This is a genomic window from Georgenia soli (genome assembly GCF_002563695.1).
Taxonomy (GTDB): Bacteria; Actinomycetota; Actinomycetes; order Actinomycetales; family Actinomycetaceae; genus Georgenia; species Georgenia soli.
Map to the genome: position 1 here is coordinate 2,143,288 of NZ_PDJI01000004.1, position 16,970 is coordinate 2,160,257.

17 protein-coding genes are annotated in these 16,970 nt (G+C 72.4%); 11 read left to right on the forward strand and 6 right to left on the reverse strand.

The genetic code is table 11. The features are described from left to right. The first annotated feature begins 2 nt into the window (after positions 1 to 2). Both ATJ97_RS10995 and ATJ97_RS11000 read left to right on the forward strand, forming a co-directional pair. The gene (locus ATJ97_RS10995) at positions 3 to 860 is read left to right on the forward strand and encodes a Mut7-C RNAse domain-containing protein (RefSeq protein ID WP_098483779.1); all 858 of its coding nucleotides are present in this window, start codon (positions 3 to 5) and stop codon (positions 858 to 860) included. 202 nt (positions 861 to 1,062) lie between these two features. Next, a complete protein-coding gene (locus ATJ97_RS11000) occupies positions 1,063 to 2,586 on the forward strand; it encodes a SulP family inorganic anion transporter (protein WP_170037664.1) in 1,524 nt (507 codons plus the stop codon). A 24-nt stretch (positions 2,587 to 2,610) separates the two neighbouring features. Here the strand turns inward: ATJ97_RS11000 and ATJ97_RS11005 are convergent, their stop codons facing one another. Beyond that, on the reverse strand, positions 2,611 to 3,006 hold the full coding sequence (locus tag ATJ97_RS11005; RefSeq protein WP_098483780.1) for a MerR family transcriptional regulator: 396 nt from the start codon (positions 3,004 to 3,006) through the stop codon (positions 2,611 to 2,613). A gap of 190 nt (positions 3,007 to 3,196) precedes the next feature. On the opposite strand from ATJ97_RS11005, the gene ATJ97_RS11010 reads away from it, so the two are divergent. Continuing rightward, positions 3,197 to 3,619: a hypothetical protein gene (locus ATJ97_RS11010; protein ID WP_143426993.1), complete on the forward strand. Its 423-nt coding sequence runs from the start codon at positions 3,197 to 3,199 to the stop codon at positions 3,617 to 3,619. Positions 3,620 to 3,763: 144 nt separating this feature from the next. On the opposite strand, the gene ATJ97_RS11015 is transcribed toward ATJ97_RS11010, so the two are convergent. Then, entirely contained in the window at positions 3,764 to 4,855 is a 1,092-nt protein-coding gene (locus ATJ97_RS11015; protein WP_098483782.1) for a tellurite resistance/C4-dicarboxylate transporter family protein, read from the reverse strand. Between the two features lie 170 nt (positions 4,856 to 5,025). On the opposite strand from ATJ97_RS11015, the gene ATJ97_RS11020 reads away from it, so the two are divergent. Further along, on the forward strand, positions 5,026 to 5,523 hold the full coding sequence (locus ATJ97_RS11020) for a metallophosphoesterase family protein (RefSeq protein WP_098483783.1): 498 nt from the start codon (positions 5,026 to 5,028) through the stop codon (positions 5,521 to 5,523). Positions 5,524 to 5,558: 35 nt separating this feature from the next. Beyond that, a complete protein-coding gene (locus tag ATJ97_RS11025; RefSeq protein WP_098483784.1) occupies positions 5,559 to 6,125 on the forward strand; it encodes a DinB family protein in 567 nt (188 codons plus the stop codon). Between the two features lie 111 nt (positions 6,126 to 6,236). On the opposite strand, the gene ATJ97_RS11030 is transcribed toward ATJ97_RS11025, so the two are convergent. The 3 genes from ATJ97_RS11030 to ATJ97_RS11040 all read right to left on the reverse strand — a co-directional run bounded on the left by ATJ97_RS11030 (position 6,237) and on the right by ATJ97_RS11040 (position 9,251). Beyond that, positions 6,237 to 7,646 (reverse strand): MFS transporter, encoded by a 1,410-nt coding sequence (locus ATJ97_RS11030; RefSeq protein ID WP_098483785.1) that lies wholly within the window; start codon positions 7,644 to 7,646, stop codon positions 6,237 to 6,239. Positions 7,647 to 7,768: 122 nt separating this feature from the next. Then, positions 7,769 to 8,230 (reverse strand): ATP-binding protein, encoded by a 462-nt coding sequence (locus tag ATJ97_RS11035; RefSeq protein ID WP_143426994.1) that lies wholly within the window; start codon positions 8,228 to 8,230, stop codon positions 7,769 to 7,771. Between the two features lie 175 nt (positions 8,231 to 8,405). After that, complete coding sequence (locus ATJ97_RS11040) at positions 8,406 to 9,251, reverse strand: alpha/beta hydrolase (protein ID WP_098485403.1); 846 nt, start codon at positions 9,249 to 9,251, stop codon at positions 8,406 to 8,408. A 149-nt stretch (positions 9,252 to 9,400) separates the two neighbouring features. Between ATJ97_RS11040 and ATJ97_RS19810 the strand changes: the two genes are divergently transcribed. The 5 genes from ATJ97_RS19810 to ATJ97_RS11060 all read left to right on the forward strand — a co-directional run bounded on the left by ATJ97_RS19810 (position 9,401) and on the right by ATJ97_RS11060 (position 14,426). Next, a complete protein-coding gene (locus ATJ97_RS19810; protein ID WP_170037389.1) occupies positions 9,401 to 9,553 on the forward strand; it encodes a hypothetical protein in 153 nt (50 codons plus the stop codon). A 258-nt stretch (positions 9,554 to 9,811) separates the two neighbouring features. After that, complete coding sequence (gene guaD / locus ATJ97_RS11045; RefSeq protein ID WP_098483787.1) at positions 9,812 to 11,146, forward strand: guanine deaminase; 1,335 nt, start codon at positions 9,812 to 9,814, stop codon at positions 11,144 to 11,146. Further along, positions 11,143 to 12,543, forward strand: coding sequence for an NCS2 family permease (locus ATJ97_RS11050; protein ID WP_098483788.1), 1,401 nt, complete (start codon positions 11,143 to 11,145; stop codon positions 12,541 to 12,543). The genes guaD and ATJ97_RS11050 overlap by 4 nt, the downstream gene beginning before the upstream one ends. 155 nt (positions 12,544 to 12,698) lie before the next feature. Then, complete coding sequence (locus ATJ97_RS11055; protein WP_098483789.1) at positions 12,699 to 13,055, forward strand: YciI family protein; 357 nt, start codon at positions 12,699 to 12,701, stop codon at positions 13,053 to 13,055. A gap of 129 nt (positions 13,056 to 13,184) precedes the next feature. After that, the gene (locus tag ATJ97_RS11060; protein WP_098483790.1) at positions 13,185 to 14,426 is read left to right on the forward strand and encodes an RNA polymerase sigma factor; all 1,242 of its coding nucleotides are present in this window, start codon (positions 13,185 to 13,187) and stop codon (positions 14,424 to 14,426) included. 7 nt (positions 14,427 to 14,433) lie between these two features. On the opposite strand, the gene ATJ97_RS11065 is transcribed toward ATJ97_RS11060, so the two are convergent. Then, the gene (locus ATJ97_RS11065; RefSeq protein ID WP_098485404.1) at positions 14,434 to 15,471 is read right to left on the reverse strand and encodes a TerC family protein; all 1,038 of its coding nucleotides are present in this window, start codon (positions 15,469 to 15,471) and stop codon (positions 14,434 to 14,436) included. A gap of 337 nt (positions 15,472 to 15,808) precedes the next feature. On the opposite strand from ATJ97_RS11065, the gene ATJ97_RS11070 reads away from it, so the two are divergent. Further along, positions 15,809 to 16,954, forward strand: coding sequence for a CynX/NimT family MFS transporter (locus ATJ97_RS11070; RefSeq protein WP_170037392.1), 1,146 nt, complete (start codon positions 15,809 to 15,811; stop codon positions 16,952 to 16,954). The last annotated feature ends 16 nt before the right edge of the window (positions 16,955 to 16,970 follow it).

Consider the following 16,970-nt stretch of genomic DNA (forward strand, 5'->3'; position numbering starts at 1 on the left):
CGATGGGCGCGCCGGTGCGAGACCTGCGGCGCGGCGCGGCGCACCCATGGGTCCGCCTCCTCGTCGCGCCCGAGCTGCGCGCCTTCCTCCCACCGCGTTCCCGGGACGACGGCGGGCTCGACGTGCCGCTCGACCCGGGCACCCCGCTGACCCACCTCGTCCCCGCCGCGGGCGTCCCGCTGACCGAGGTCGGGGCACTGCGGGTGGTCGACGGCGGCGTGGACGGCGGAGCGGTCGACGGCGCGGCGCCCAGCGGAAGACCGGTCGGCGCGGCCCCTGAGGGCGCTGAGGTGCCTCCGGTGCATCGCCCCTCCCCGGGAGAGGTGGTGGAGGTCCTCCCGGTGGCGCGGCCGCAGCCGGCGGTCTCCGAGCGCTTCCTGCTCGACGTGCATCTCGGCGCGCTGGCCCGTCGCCTGCGCCTCCTGGGCCCCGACGTCGCCTACGGCAACGACACCGCGGACGCCGAGCTCGTCGCCCGCGCGCTGGCCGAGGAACGCGTCCTGCTCACGCAGGACCACGCGCTGCTCCGCCGTCGTGCCCTGGTGCCCGCCCCCGCGCCCGACGGCAGCAGCCCGCTCGCGCGGGCGGCCCACGTGCGCGGCAGCGCGGTGACGGACCAGCTCGACGACGTCCTCGACCGGTTCGCGCCCCGCCTCGCCCCGTTCACCCGTTGCGTGGCGTGCGGCGGCGAGCTGGAGCCGGTCGCCGCCGACGAGGTGGCGCACCTGCTCGAGCCCGGGACGCTGCGCACGTACCGCGAGTTCCGGCGCTGCACCGGGTGCGGCCGGCCGTACTGGCACGGGGCGCACGGGCGACGCCTGGACGCCTTCGTGCAGCAGGTGCTCCGCCGTCATGGCTGAGGTCCCCCGCCATGGCTGACGTCACACCCTCTCTACTCTCGGGTTAGGTTAGAGTTGCCGGTGCCCGCCGGAGCGTCCCCGTCCCGCGCCCCGTGCCGGCACTCCTCTCTGGTGCGACGGTGCGCCGCCTCTGACCTGACCGTCGGGCGTCGCTGCGCGCCCACAGCCCCTGGGAGTCCGTGTGACATCGCCCCTCGCCGCCCTGCGCGCCCGGCGCACCACCCCTGAGGACCGCAAGCTCGCCCGCACGGAGGGCGTCACCTCGGTGATCGGCGCGCTGCGCGACCCGCGACGCCTGCGCACCGAGGTCCTGGCCGGTCTCGTCGTGGCCCTGGCCCTGATCCCGGAGGCGATCTCCTTCTCGATCATCGCGGGCGTGGACCCGCGGGTGGGCCTGTTCGCCTCCTTCACCATGGCCGTCTCGATCGCCTTCCTCGGTGGCCGGCCCGCGATGATCTCCGCCGCCACCGGCGCCATCGCCCTGGTGATCGCCCCCGTGGTGCGCGAGCACGGGATGGACCACCTCATCGGCACCGTGATCCTGGCCGGCGTCGTCCAGGTCCTCCTCGGCGTGCTCGGGGTCGCCAAGCTCATGCGGTTCATCCCGCGCAGCGTCATGGTCGGCTTCGTCAACGCCCTGGCGATCCTGATCTTCCTGGCCCAGCTGCCGCACCTGATCGGGGTCTCCTGGGTCGTCTACGCCATGGTCGCCGCCGGGATCGCCACCATCGTGCTGCTGCCGAAGCTCACGGACGTGGTACCGGCGCCCCTGGTCGCGATCGTCGTCCTCACCGTGATCACCGTCGTGGCGGCGCTTGACGTGCCGAACGTGGGTGACCAGGGCGACCTGCCCGAGTCCCTGCCCACGCTGATGGTCCCCGACGTCCCGATGATCCTCGAGACGCTCCAGATCATCGGCCCCTACGCCGTCGCCATGGCCCTGGTGGGGCTGATGGAGTCCCTCATGACGGCCAAGCTGGTCGACGACGTCACGGACACCCACTCGGACAAGACGCGCGAGTCCTGGGGCCAGGGCGTCGCGAACGTCGTCACCGGCCTCTTCGGCGGCATGGGCGGCTGCGCGATGATCGGCCAGACCATGATCAACGTGAAGGCCTCCGGGGCACGCACCCGCCTGTCCACCTTCCTCGCCGGTGCGTTCCTGCTGGTCCTGGTCGTCGGCCTGGGCGACGTCGTCGCGACCATCCCGATGGCCGCGCTCGTCGCGGTCATGGTCATGGTGTCGGTCGGCACCTTCGACTGGCACTCCGTCCGGCCGGCCACGCTGCGCCGGATGCCCCGCTCGGAGACCCTGGTGATGCTCGCGACCGTCGCCGTCACCGTGGCCACCAACAACCTCGCGTACGGGGTCATCACCGGCGTCGTCGTCGCCGCGCTGATGTTCGTCCGCCGCGTCGCGCACCTGACCGAGGTCGTCGACGTCGCGCACCCCGACGAGAGCACCCGCGTCTACGCCGTCCGCGGGGAGCTGCTCTGGGCCTCCAGCAACGACCTCGTCTACCAGTTCGACTACGCCGGCGACCCGGAGAACGTCGTCATCGACCTGTCCGAGGCCCACGTCTGGGACGCCTCCACCGTGGCCGCCCTGGACGCGATCACCACCAAGTACGCGGCCAAGGGGAAGAAGGCCACCATCATCGGCCTGAACGGGTCCAGCGCCGAGCGTCACGAACGCCTCGCCGGCCACCTGGCCGGCGGAGGCTGAGACCTCTAGGCAAGGCGCTGACCTCTAGGCAAGGCGCTGGTCCTCGAGCAGGCCGATGAGCTCGTCCGCCATCGCCACCTGCTCGAGGACCTTCGCCCGCCGCGTCCGCGCCGCCTCGATGAAGCCGTCCAGCCGGGCGTGCAGCTGATCCCTCTGCGAGTCCGTCGCGCCGGGCAGGGCGTCGACCACCTCCAGCACCTGCCGCATCTCCTCCAGGGAGAACCCGAGGGGCTTCATCCGGCGGATCACCAGGAACCGCTCCAGGTCCTCCTCGGTGTAGAGACGGAAACCGCCCTCGCTCCGCCCGGAGGGACGCAGCAGGCCCACCTCGTCGTAGTGGCGGAGGGTGTGGATCGACACCCCGGAGCGATCGGCGAACTTCCCGATCTGCATCATCGAACCCTGCCCCGGCCTCGTCATGGGGCAAGTCTGCCCTGTCCTGGATACGGCGGGCGGACGTCGGCGGCAGCCCCGGCCGGCCGCCGACCCTGACGCGCGAGCGCCGGAGGCTGCGGCATCGGCCCAGGTGGGAGGCGCTCTCCGGTGGCCGGAACCCTGCGCCTCCGGTTCCATGGGACCACGCAGGACCGAACCTAAGGAGGCAGGGTCCATGGAAACCTGGATGTGGATCGTCATCGCGGTCGTCGTCGTGGCGATCATCATCGCGGTCGTCATGACCGCGAGCCGGAAGCGCAAGGAGCGCGAGCTCGCCCTTCAGGAGGAGCGCCGCCAGCAGGCCCGCGACCTGCGTGCACGGAGCGAGGAGCAGGACCTCGCCGCCCGCGAGCGCGCCGCCCAGGCCGCGGCCACGGAGGCCCAGGCCCAGCAGGCGCGCGTGGAGGCCGACCGGCTCGAGCACGAGGCGCGGATGCGGGCCGAGGAGGCCGAGCGGGTGCGCCACGAGGCGGAGCAGCACCAGCGGGACGCCTCCGCCCTGGATCCCGACGCCGACGACTTCCGTGACGACCGCCCGCACGGCCGCCACGAGGGCGACGTCGGACCGGCCCGTACCGAGGACCGCCCCCTCACCTGAGGTACGGGTCCCCCACCGGGGCCGCCACCGCGCCGTCGTGCGGGTGGCGGCCCCGACGTCTCCGCCTCCCCCCTCCCCGGCGAGAAGTCATCTCCTCGCTGAGATGTCATTCCCTCACTGAGATGTCATCTCTTCGGTGAGATGTCATTCTCTCCGCGGGAACGAGGACCGCGAGGTAGCCACGGTGCGCCAGAGGTGCACGACCATCCCGGCGAGGACCAGGCACCAGGCGGCGAACGCCACCCACAGCTCGACCGCGCCGATCGCTCCGACCACAGGCAGCCTGTCGGCCTGCCCCAGGTAGATACCGGCGACGGCGTACATCCCCAGCGGGAACACGATGCTCCACAGCGTGGCCTCGTAGACGAGCGGGACGCGGTGCCGCCGGTGACGCCACCACCCCGCGGCCACCAGCGGCGGGATGAGCCACGTCGCGAACGCCCAGAACACCACCGACAGGCCGGCGACCAGTCCGCGGGTGGCGTTGACCATCGGGGCGTCGTCCATCTCGACGATGCGGGCGCCGGCGAGCACGGTGATCGCGCAGGCGCCCATGGCCACCCAGTACGGCGGGGTCAGGTCCACGGGCCGCAGCTCGTACAGCAGCATGCGCAGCGCGACGATCACGCCGGCGGCGGCGTACAGGAAGATCCCGACGGACCACGACACCACCGCCAGCACCGCGAGCAGGCCGCCCCGCACCTGGTCGGACCCCGGCTGGAGCGAGGCGGAGGCGACGGCGACCGACTGGCTGGCCACGACCCAGATGAACCAGGTCCCGTTCGCCGTCGCCACGACCGGTCGCTCGGTCCGGCCCAGCACCGCCGTCCACGGCACCACGTAGCCGAGGACCAGCCAGGTCACGAAGGACAGCACCAGCAGACCCGCCGTCCACCCGACGTGGCCGTCCATCGCCAGCCGCACGCCGAGGACGTTCGTGCCGGCGACGAAGGTGAAGTACCCGAAGGCGCGCCGGGCGTCGTCGAACTCCTCACGGACGTCCGCCGGGTAGCTCACCAGGCGCCACAGGGTCAGCAGCACCAGGAGGACGTAGGCGCCGGCGCACACCCACCCGAGCAGCGCGGAGAGGACGTCGAAACCCTCGAGCCGCAGCCCCACCGAGATGATGCCGCTGCCCATGACGAGCGCGAAGTACCCGGGCGCGAGGCTCCGCACCGCCCGCCGGACGCGTCCGGCGAACCCGGCGCCCTCGGTGACGGACCGGGTCGTCGCCATCCACCGAGGCTATCCGCGCACCTGCGGGCGCGCCGCCCCACGCTGTGGGGGCGAGGCCCGACTCTCCCGAGGACCCCGACAACGCCCGACAACGCCGACAACGCCGACAACGCCCGAGCGTGTCCGACGGCCTATCGTTCGGCATCGACCCGACCTCCGGAGGCCGACGGATGACCACGAACCTGCTGCTGCTCGCCGACACCCACTGGCCCAAGCGCGCGCGGGAGCTGCCCGCGCCGGTCTGGGAGGCGGTGGAGGCGGCCGACGTCGTCGTGCACGCCGGCGACTGGGTCGACGAGCGGCTCGTCGACGAGCTGGAGGAGCGGGCGAGGCGGCTCGTCGCCTGCTGGGGCAACAACGACGGGCCGGAGATCCGCCGTCGTCTCCCCGAGGTGGCCCGGGTGACGCTGGAGGGGACGCGCCTCGCCGTCGTGCACGAGACCGGCCAGGCACAGGGCCGCGAGCGCCGCATGGACGCCGCGTTCCCGGACGACGACGTCCTCGTCTTCGGCCACAGCCACATCCCCTGGGACACGACGACGCCGGCCGGCCTGCGGCTGCTCAACCCCGGCTCGCCCACGGACCGGCGGCGCCAGCCGCACCGCACCTACATGACCGCCGTGCTCGACGGCCCCGGCAAGCTGGACGTGGCGCTGCACCGGCTCTGAGGCGAGACCGGCCGGGCGGCCCTAGTGTCGCGACCATGGATGCGACGAAGGCGACGCTCAAGCGGTACCTCGAAGGCCTGCACGAGGCGGTGCGGTGGAAGGTCGACGGGCTCGGCGAGCGCGACCTGCGCCGGCCGCTCACCCCGACCGGGACCAACATCCTCGGCGTGGTCAAGCACCTGGCGAGCGTCGAGCTCGGCTACCTCGAGCTGTTCGGGGAGCCGCACGGGGTCGCGCTGCCCTGGTTCGAGGAGGGCGCCGAGGACAACGCCGACATGTGGGCCACCGAGAACCAGTCCCGTGAGTTCGTCCTGGAGCTGTACGACCGCGCCCTGGAGCACAGCCTGCGGACGATCGACGCCGTGCCGCTCGACACCGAGCGGCAGGTGCCGTGGTGGAGGACCGGTCCCGTGACCCTGCACCTCATCCTCGTGCACGTCCTCACCGAGACCGCCCGGCACGCGGGGCACCTCGACATCCTCCGCGAGCAGATCGACGGTCAGGCCGGGCTGCGCAAGGGCGTGTCGAACCTCCCGGACCGGGACGAGCAGTGGTGGACCGACTACGTCGGGCGGCTCCAGCGCACCGCCGACTCCTTCTAGGTCCGCCTCCAGCTCCGGCAACGGCCGGCACGGCACGCGGGCCCCGTCACCCACGGAGGGTGACGGGGCCCGTGAGGGGAGCCGGCGAGGTCGTGCCGGCCGAGGGAGGCCTCAGGCGGAGACCGCCGCGTCCTCCACGTTGTCGAGGTCGAGGTCGCGCGTCTCCCGGGTGGAGAACAGCGCCAGCAGGGTCAGCACGGCCATGGAGCCGAGGTAGACGCCCACCCAGCCCACGCCGTAGCTGCTCGCCAGCCAGGCCGCGATGAACGGGGCCACGGCGGCACCGAGGATCGAGGAGAAGTTGTAGGCGATCGCCGAGCCCGTGTAGCGCACGTTGGTCGGGAAGAGCTCGGGCAGGATCGCGCTCTGCACGCCGAAGGTCAGGCCCATGAGGATCATGCCGATGATGAGGAAGACCAGCATCAGCCCCATGTTGGCGGCCTCGCCGGTGCCCATGACGTCGGGGCTGAGGAAGGCGTTGAACGTCATCCCGAAGATGAGGATGAGCGACGTGACCACGATGAGGAACGGCTTGCGCCCGAAGCGGTCCGCCAGCGCGCCGGAGACCGGGACGAACGCGGCGAAGAAGAGGATGGCGATCAGCTGGAGGACCAGGAAGTCCTGGTACGGGATGCCGAGGAAGCCGTTCTCGACCGCACCGATGGAGTAGCTGAGGATCCACGTGGTGAACAGGTAGAACAGCGTGTAGGTCGCCAGCATGATGAAGGTGCCCTGGATCAGCTGGCGCCAGCTGGTGCGGAACACCGTCTTCAGCGGGGTCTTGACCTTCTCGCCCCGGGCGACGGCGCGGGCGAAGACCGGGGTCTCCTCCAGCTTGACGCGGACGTAGACGCCGAGCGCGACGATCACCGCGGAGGCCAGGAACGGGACTCGCCAGCCCCACGTGAGGAAGGCGCCGTCGTGGGCCGGGTCGGTGCTGTCGTGGCCCATCCACACGGTCAGCAGCAGGAAGAAGCCGTTGGCGAACAGGAACCCGATCGGCGCACCCAGCTGCGGCCACATGGCGGCGCGGGCGCGCTTGCCCTTCTCGGCGTACTCGGTGGCCAGCAGCGCGGCCCCGCTCCACTCACCGCCGAGGCCGAGCCCCTGGCAGAAGCGCATGATGGCGAGCATCGCCGGCGCCCACAGGCCGATCTGCGCGTACGTGGGGAGCAGGCCGATGAGGACCGTGGCGATCCCCATGACGAGCAGCGAGCCGAGCAGCGTCGCCTTGCGGCCGGTGCGGTCGCCGTAGTGCCCGAACAGGACCGAGCCGACCGGCCGGGCGATGAACGCGACGCCGAAGGTGGCGAGGGACGCGAGGAGCGCGCCGGTGGCGCTGGTGGCCGGGAAGAAGAGAAGCGGGAAGACCGAGATGGCCGCCGTGGCGTAGATGTAGAAGTCGTAGAACTCGATCGACGTGCCCACGAGGCTGGCGAAGATGACCCGCCCCCGGGGGACGGGCGTGGCGCCGGTCTCGACCGCGCCGGCCGTGTCGGTGTTCGTGCTGGTCGTGCTCACGAGAGAGTCTCCTGTTCCGGAATTGACCAGGAGACGTTACGCAGGGTTCCCGAAGTGTGGACCGACGTGGCCATCATGTGAGACGGCATGAGGTTGCCGGACCGGCCTTCCGGCGGGACGGTTCAGTCGGCCAGCTCGGCCCAGACGTGCTTGTGGACGCCGTCCGTCGCGCGGTACCAGCCCCAGCGCGACGAGAGCTGCTCGATGATGAGCAGCCCGTTGCCGCCGGGACGGCCGGGCTCCGGAGGGCAGCGCACCGGAGGGCTCTCCGGGCTGGAGTCGATGACCTCGAGCAGCCAACCGCCGGCCGCGCGGGAGATGCCCGCCACGCAGGGCCCCGAGGCGTACTTCAGGGCGTTCGTGGCGAGCTCGGTCGCCACGAGCGCCAGCCTGCTGTGGTCCAGGCTCGCCTCGCGCGCGCCCGCCCCCGTCCGCAGCTCCGCGGCGAGGACGGCGCGGCGCAGCAGCGGAAGGTCGGCCGGGCTGCGGACCTGCCAGCGGCCCACTGCACGAGCCGCGCGCAGGTGCGGCCGCACGGGCGCGGACGCGGCGACCGTCCGGTCTCGTGCGCCGTTCTGCGACATCAGGCCCTCCCTCGGCGACGTTGCGGTGCCCCGGCCGAGGCCGGCCACCGCCTTGCTCCACAGTAGGTAGACCAGTTCCTTCCGGCATCCGGACGATCGCCGGCCGACCCTCCTCCGAAGGCGGGACGACGACGGCGTGCGCCACCACGGGCGCGCCCTCGCCCGGAGTACCGCGTCACTCGGTCGGGGCGTCCGCCAGCTCGGGTACCGCCGAGCCAGGAGCCGCCGCGAGCACCCGGTCCACGAAGGCGGTCACGTCGGCGAGAACCTCGTCCTTCGTCGTCTCGTTGAAGATCTCGTGGCGGAGGCCGGGGTAGGTCCGGCTCTCCGTGCGCGGCCCGCGGATCGCCTCCAGGCCCTCGAGGCTCGGCCCGATCGGGACGAGCTCGTCGGCCTCGCCGTGGAGGTACAGCAGCGGGAGCTCGCCCACCGACCCGGCGGCGTTGATCGTCGTCAGCATCTCGCTGATGGCCTGAAGCGTGGGGCGCCGGAAGTCCCCGTGCCACACGAGCGGGTCCTCGGCGTAGGCGCTGCCCACGGCGGGGTCTCGCGAGAGGGTGGCGGGGTCGATCGGCGTCGGCGGGATCGGGTCCTGGGCGAGCAGCTCGCCCACGACGTCCCACCGTCCGAGCACAGGGCCGGAGAGCACGACGGCGGCGAGCTCGTCGGCGTGCTCCTGGGCGTAGCGCGCGGCGATCATCCCGCCCATGGAGTGGCCGATCAGCACCACGGGCAGGTCGGGGTTCTGCTCGATCGCCTGCTTCACCAGCAGGTGCAGGTTCTCGACCACGGGCTCGAAGTCCGCGATGAGGACCCGCTCGCCGGCGCTCTCGCCGTGACCGACGTGGTCGTGCCCGTAGACGGCGGCGCCGTGGTCGTTGAGCGTGGCGGCCACCCGCTCGTACCGGCCGATGTGCTCGCCGTAGCCGTGGCACAGCACCGCCACGTAGCGAGCTCGCGGCACCGGCCACGACCTCGCGGCGATCTCGCCGCCGTGCCCCTGGAACGTCCACCGCGCCATGTCGATCTCCTTCAACCCGACACCTCTTCCGCCGATCCTGGCACGGACGAGTTGAGACCGGAACAGCGGGACGAACGAGAGCATCTTCACCGGCGGAGCGGTCCGAAAGTCCCAGCCGCCCGTCGTGGCGGCGGATGACGATCGAGAGCATGAGCAGGTCCGGCTACAACTCCCCCACCCCCGCCGTCGCCCGCGCCCGGCGCGCTTTCGAGCGCCGGCTCGAGCTCGAGCGCCGCCGTCGGGAGGCCGACCTGCCGGAGGCCAACGACACGCCGGCGGGGAGCGCGGACCCCCGCTCCTGACGGCCTCGGCCGCCACCTGCCCCCGTCCAGGCTCCACGCCGCGGAAATTCTCTTCCGTAATTCCTTGTGGTCCAGATCACCAGGGACTATGGTCCTGGCTCACCGACGCCGTTGTTGGCATGGATAACCTGCGGGTCGGGCGGAGTCCTCAACCATGCCGGTCCACCGACGGACCGTGGCATGGGAGGAGTGCGCCATGGCGCCAGCTCTGCGACGCGCAGACCGGGCCCGGGCCCTGACGACGGCGGGGGCACGAACGTGACCCTCTACCGAGCGACGGTGCTCGACACCCCCGGGGACCTGCCAACGGCGGACGGCCTGCGCGCGTCCGAGGACTGCGGCCTCGTCGTCCACGACGGCATCATCACGTTCCGCGGCGATTTCGCCGGCGTCCGGGCGGCGTTCCCGGACGAGGAGGTCGTCGACCTGCGGGGCGGCGTGCTGCTGCCCGGGTTCGTCGACACCCACGTCCACTACCCGCAGGTGCGGGTGGTCGGCGGTCTCGGCATGCCGCTGCTCGACTGGCTGCGCGAGTGCGCGCTGCCGGAGGAGCTCAGCCTCGCCGACCCCGTGTACGCCCACGGCGTCGCCCGGGACTTCCTGAGCGGCCTCGTCCACGCGGGCACGACGACGGCGCTCGTCTTCGGCTCCCACTTCGCCGACGCCGTCGACGCGCTCTTCACCGAGGCCGAGACGGTGGGGCTCCGCATCACCGCCGGGCTCGTGGTGAGCGACCGCCTGCTCGCCCCCGGCCTGCACACCACGCCGGCGGCGGCGCTGCGGGACGGCGAGGAGCTCGTCGCCCGCTGGCACGGGCGCGGCAGGCTGCGTTACGCCGTCAGCCCGCGGTTCGCCCTCTCGGCCAGCGAGGCGATGCTGGAGTCCTGCGCGGCGCTCATGGACGCCGCGCCCGGGCTGTGGTTCACCTCGCACCTGAACGAGAACGTCGACGAGATCGAGCACGTGAACCGCCTGTTCCCGGGCGCCGCGGACTATCTCGGCACCTACGACGCGCACGGGCTCGTCAACGCCCGCTCGGTGCTCGCCCACAACGTGCACCCGTCCGCCGCCGAGCTGGGCGTGCTCGCCGGTGCGGGCGCCGCGGTCGCGCACTGCCCGTCCTCGAACTCCGCCCTCGGGTCGGGCCTGTTCCCGCTCCGGGACCACCTGGACGCGGGCGTGCGGGTGGCGCTGGGCACGGACGTCGGCGCCGGGACCGGTTTCTCCCTGCTGAAGGAGGGCCTGCAGGCCTACTTCGTCCAGCAGCTGCTCGGCCCGGACGGGCTCACCCTGACGCCCGCCCACCTGCTCCACCTCGCCACCCGCTCCGGTGCGCTCGCCCTCGGGCTCGGCGACCGGGTCGGTGACCTTGGCGTCGGGCGCGAGTTCGACGCCGTCCGGCTCCACCCCCGGCCGGGCAGCACCCTCGACGTCGCGCTCCGCCACCCCAAGGACGCCACAGACGCACTCGCCAAGATCTTCACCCTTGGCACCCCCGCCGACATCGATGTCGTGTGGGTCGCCGGCCAGGTCGTCACCGCGCCGGCACAGCTGAGCCGTGACGGCTCCCTTTCCCCCATGGAGACCACATGAGCACCACCATCGGCACCAGGAAGGCCACGGACACCGCGGCGCGCCGCGGGTTCCTCGACCGCTACTTCGGCATCACCGCCGAGGGCTCCACCATCCCGCGCGAGCTGCGGGCCGGCTTCACCACGTTCCTGACGATGAGCTACATCCTCTTCGTCAACCCCCAGGTCCTCTCGGCCGCGATCGACGTGCCCAACGCCTCGGTCCAGCTGCTGATGACGACGGCGATCGCCGCCTGCTTCGGCTCCCTCGTGATGGGTGTGATCGCCCGCTACCCGTTCGCCCAGGCGCCCGGGATGGGGCTCAACGCCTTCTTCTCCTACACCGTGGTGGCCGGCATGGGGGTACCGTGGCAGACGGCCCTCGGCGCCGTGTTCATCTCCGGCGTGCTCTTCGTGGTGCTCAGCGCCGTGGGCGCCCGCCGGGCGATCGTCATGGCGATCCCCATGAGCCTCAAGCTCGCCATCACCGCCGGCATCGGCTGCTTCCTCGCCTTCCTCGGCCTGCGCAGCGCCGGCCTGGTCGTCACGAACGAGGCGACCATGGTCAGCCTGGGGTCGCTGAGCAACCCGACCGCCTGGATCGCCATCATCGGCCTGCTGGTCACCGCGGTGCTCCTCCAGCTCAAGGTCAAGGGCGCCATCCTGTGGGGCATCCTCGGCAGCTCGGTGATCGCCATCGCGAGCGGCGCCAAGGTCTACCCCGGCGCCGACGGCGAGATGCAGTCCTTCGGCGGGTTCAGCAACGGCGTGGTCGCGGCCCCCATCTGGCCCTCCGAGCTCGTCGGCCAGCTCGACCTCGCGGGCGCCGTCGGACTCGGCCTCCTCAGCGTGGTCTTCACCTTCTTCTTCGTCGACTTCTTCGACGCGACCGGCACCCTGACCGGCCTCGCGCAGCGCGCCGGCTACCTCGACGAGCGCGGCGACATGCCCCGCGCCAAGACCACCTTCGCCATGGACGGCCTCGCCGCCATGTTCGGCGCCTTCATGGGCACCTCGACCACCACCGCGTACGTGGAGAGCGCCTCGGGCATCGAGGACGGCGGCCGCACGGGGCTGACGTCGGCGACCACGGGCATCCTCTTCGCGGCCGCCATGTTCCTGTGGCCCCTCGCCGGCGCGATCCCCGGCGCCGCCACGGCCCCGGCGCTGATCCTCGTCGGCGCGCTGATGATGGACGGCATCCGCAACATCGCCTGGAACGAGATCTCGGAGGGCGTCCCCTCCTTCCTGGCGATCATCTCGATGCCGCTGACCTTCTCGATCGCCAACGGCGTGAGCCTCGGCGTCATCAGCTACTGCGCCATCAAGCTCTTCACCGGCAAGGGGCGCGAGGTCCACATCATCCTGTACCTCGTCGCCGCACTCCTGGTGGCCAGGTACATCTTCCTCGACGGCTGAGGCGCGGCGGTGCGCGGGACGGCCGGGCCCTCCGGCGGCCGTCCCGCGCACCGCCCGTTTTTCCCTTCCCTCCGGGTGTCGATCCGCGGCACCCTCGTTCGTTGAGCAGGTGAGGGACGGACAGAGGGTCCGTCCCCCAGACGAAGGAGCCGAGGATGACTCAGTACCTGATCTCCGTGTGGGGCACCGAGGAGGAGTCCTACGAGAACCCCGACCCACAGGTCATGGAGAAGGCGTACGCGCAGGTCGAGGCCTTCAACAAGCGGATGCAGGAGACCGGCGCGTGGGTCTTCGCCGGCGGTCTCGAGGCGCCCAGCACCGCCACCACCGTCGACGCGTCGAACGGAGCCGACGCCGTCGTCACCGACGGACCCTTCCTGGAGACCAAGGAGCAGCTCGGCGGCTTCTGGGTGCTCGAGGCGCCCGACCTCGACGCCGCCCTCGACCTCGCCCGCGAGGCCTCGGCCGCCTGCATGGGCAAGGTGGAGGTCCGCCCCTTCCAGGCGGAGTGACGACGGCGCCCGCCGGTGACGTCTGCGCGGTGGCGACGGCGGTGGTCCGATGACGACGGCGGTGGCCTGGTGACGACGGCGGTGGCCTGGTGACGACGGCGGTGGTGCGGTGACGACGGCGGTGGTGCGGTGACGACGGCGGCGACGGACGCCGTCGGCCGGGTCTTCCGCGAGGAGTACGGCCGGTGCGTGGCCACCCTCACCCGCGTCCTCGGCGACCTCACCGCCGCCGAGGACGCGGTCCAGGACGCCTTCGCCACGGCCGTCGAGCGGTGGCCGGCCGACGGCGTCCCGCCCAACCCGGGGGCCTGGATCGTCGTCACCGCCCGGCGCCGGGCGATCGACCGCCTGCGCCGGGAGGCCAAGCGCGACGACAAGCAGGCCCAGGCGGCGCTGCTGCTCGCGCAGGACGGACCGGAACCGGTGGGGCCAGTGAGAGACGACCAGCTGCGCATGCTCTTCACGTGCTGCCACCCGGCCCTCGCGCCGGCGAGCCGGGTGGCGCTCACCCTGCGCACCCTCGGCGGGCTGACGACGGCGGAGATCGCCCGCGCCTTCCTCGTGCCGGAACTGACGATGGCCCAGCGCCTGGTCCGGGCGAAGCGGAAGATCAGCGCCGCGCGGATCCCGTACCGCGTGCCGGAGGACCATGACCTGCCGGACCGGCTGCGGTCCGTGCTCGCCGTGATCTACCTGGTGTTCAACGAGGGCTACGTCGCCTCGGCCGGCGCCGACCTCACCCGCCCCGACCTCTCCGCCGAGGCGATCCGGCTCGGACGCGTGCTCCTGGAGCTCATGCCGGACGAGCCGGAGGTCCGCGGCCTGCTCGCCCTCATGCTCCTCACCGAGTCACGCCGCGGCGCCCGCACCACGGAGGACGGTGCGCTGGTACCGCTGCCGGAGCAGGACCGCTCGCGGTGGGACCGGGCCCTGGTGGCCGAGGGGCAGCGGCTGGTGCGCGACTGCCTGCGCCGCAACGCGCCAGGTCCCTACCAGGTCCAGGCCGCCATCGCCGCCGTGCACAGCGACGCCGCGAGCGCGGAGGAGACGGACTGGTCCCAGGTGCTCGCGCTCTACGACCAGCTGCTGGCCATGGCGCCGACGCCGGTCGTCCGGCTGAACCGCGCCGTCGCCCTCGCCGAGGTGGCCGGGCCCGCGGAGGCCCTGGCGGTGGTCGACGGCCTGGACCTGGACGGCTACCACCTGTTCCACGCCGTGCGCGCGGACCTGCTGGCCCGGCTCGGCCGCCGCGCGGAGGCTGCGACAGCGCTCGAGCGGGCGATCGGCCTGACCGGGAACGAGGCGGAGCGGGACCTGCTGCGCCGTCGGCTGGCCGGGCTGGGCGGGACCTCGTCCGCCGCCCGGCCGTAGCCGTCGATCAGTGCCCGCGCTCGTGGTGACCCCGGGGCTGTGCCACGTGGGCGGAGCCCTCGGCGTCTCCCCGCTCACGGGTGGCGTACAGGCTGGTGGCGGTGACCACGGCCAGGATGACGAGAATGACCGCGAGCGACAGCAGGGTCGGGATCTCCGGCACGCCGGGCCACACGCCGTGGGCCCAGTGCAGGACGAGCTTGACCCCGATGAACCCGAGGATCGCAGCCAGCCCGTAGCCCAGGTGCACCAGCTTGCTCAGCGCGCCCTGGAGGACGAAGTAGAGCGCCCGCAGCCCCAGCAGGGCGAACGCGTTCGTCGCGAAGACCAGGTAGGGGTCTCCGGTGATGCCGTACACGGCCGGCACCGAGTCGACGGCGAAGACGACGTCCGTCGCGAAGACCGCGGCCACGACGACGGCGAGCGGTGTCAGCATCCGGCGCCCACCCTCGACGACGCTCAGGCGGGGACCGCGGTAGTCCTCGGTCACCGGCATGAACCGCCGCAGGATCCGCACCGACCGCATCGACGACACGTCCACGTCATGACTGCTCCCGGCGAGCTGGTCCCGCAGGATCTTCGCCGCGGTCACGAGCAGGATCGCGCCGAACAGCAGGAAGGCCCAGCTGAAGTTCGCCAGGACCGCCGCACCCAGGGCGATGAAGATGCCGCGCAGCACCAGCGCACCGACGATCCCGAACAGCAGCACGCGTTGCTGCAGGACGGCGGGGACCGCGAACGCGGACAGCAGAAGCATGAACACGAAGAGGTTGTCGACCGAGAGGGACTTCTCCACCAGGTATCCGGTCAGGTACTCCACACCCGTCGTCGACCCGTACCTGGCCCAGATCCAGGCACCGAAGGCCAGGGGCAGAGCGATGTAGAAGGTGCTCCAGCCGACCGCCTCCCTCATGGAGACCTCGTGCGGCTTGCGGGTCACCGCGAAGTCCAGGACGAGCAGCGCGACGACGAACCCGATCGTCACCGTCCACAGCGTCGGCGTCCCGATGGTGGCCAGCGAGGTCCCCGGGGTGGCGGCGTGAATCAGCAACGAGTCTCCAAGCGTTCGTCAGGGCGGCTCTCGAGCATCTTCACCCGGGCACCAGACCCACGCATTCGCAGAGGCGGTGAGGACGACAACAGCACCTGGGGCGGCTCTCCCCGCTCTCCCGGCGCACTCCGCTGTTAGCATCGCCGCTGAAAAGCGTCTTTCGCGATGCAGAAAGTAGACATGGTGGCTGGAGCCTGTGAACGGGGCTGAGAACTCCGCCCACGAGGGCCGGGCTCGCCCACCGGTCGGGCCCCGAGACGACGCCACTCCCGCGCGGTCAGTCTCGACGTCGACAGACCCTGGGACGAACCGTTCAGCTGCGTGGCTGCTGGTGGCGGTCGCGCTCGTCGCCGCGAATCTCCGGGTCGCGATCACCAGCGTGGGAGCCATCCTCGACCAGGTCGGCGCGGCCACCGGACTGTCGACGGCGCAGGCCGGCGTGCTGACGGCGCTGCCGGTGCTCAGCTTCGCCCTCCTCGGGGGAGCGAGCCCTGCCCTGGTGCGCCGGTTCGGCGTGGACCGCGTGATGGGCGCGGCGGTGTCCCTCCTCACCGTCGCGCTCGTGGTCCGCCTCGCGGGAGACGCGACCTGGTTGCTGACCGGCACCCTGCTGGCGTGCGCGGGCATCGCGGTGGCCAACGTGCTGATCCCGGTGGTCGTCAAGCGGCGCTTCGCCCTGCGCATCGGCTTCGTCACCGGCGTCTACACGGCGGCCCTCGCCGCCGGGTCCGCCCTGGCGGCGGGCGTCACGGCGCCCATCGCCCTCGCCGGCGGGTGGCGCCTGGGCCTGGGGGTCTGGGCCGTCCCGGCCGCCCTGGCCGCCGTGACGTGGTGGACGGCGACGGGTGCGCTGCGATCGGCCGACCGCCGGCGCCGCGCCGGACGGGGCCCGCGTGAGCGTCCCGTGTCACGCCGCCTGTGGTCGAGCCCGCGGACCTGGGCACTGACGCTGTTCTTCGGGACCCAGTCCCTGCTCGCCTACTCGGTGATGGGCTGGCTGCCGGCCATCTACCGGGACGCCGGGTTCAGCGAGACCGGCGCCGGCACACTCCTCGCCGTCTCCATCCTCGTGGGGGTGCCGATCTCGTTCACCGTTCCGTCGCTGGCCGCCCGCAACCACCACCAGAGCTGGTGGGCCGTGGGTCTGACCGCCGCGGCGATCGTCGGTCTCGCCGGACTCCTCGTGGCCCCGGCCGAGGCGGCGCTGCTCTGGGCGATCCTCCTGGGTGTCGGAGGCGGCGCTTTCCCGCTGGCCCTGGCGTTCTTCAGCCTCCGGGCGGCCACCCCGGCCGACACCGCGTGGCTCTCCGCCGTCGGGCAGAGCCTGGGGTACCTCCTGGCCATCGTCGGCCCCCTCGGTGTCGGCTTCCTCCACGCGACCACGGGAGGCTGGACCGCTCCGCTGACCCTCCTCATCGGCGCCATGGTCGTCCAGGCCGGGGCCGGTTTCGTCTCCGGACGGGCCGGCCACGCGTAGCGACGAACCCGGCGGG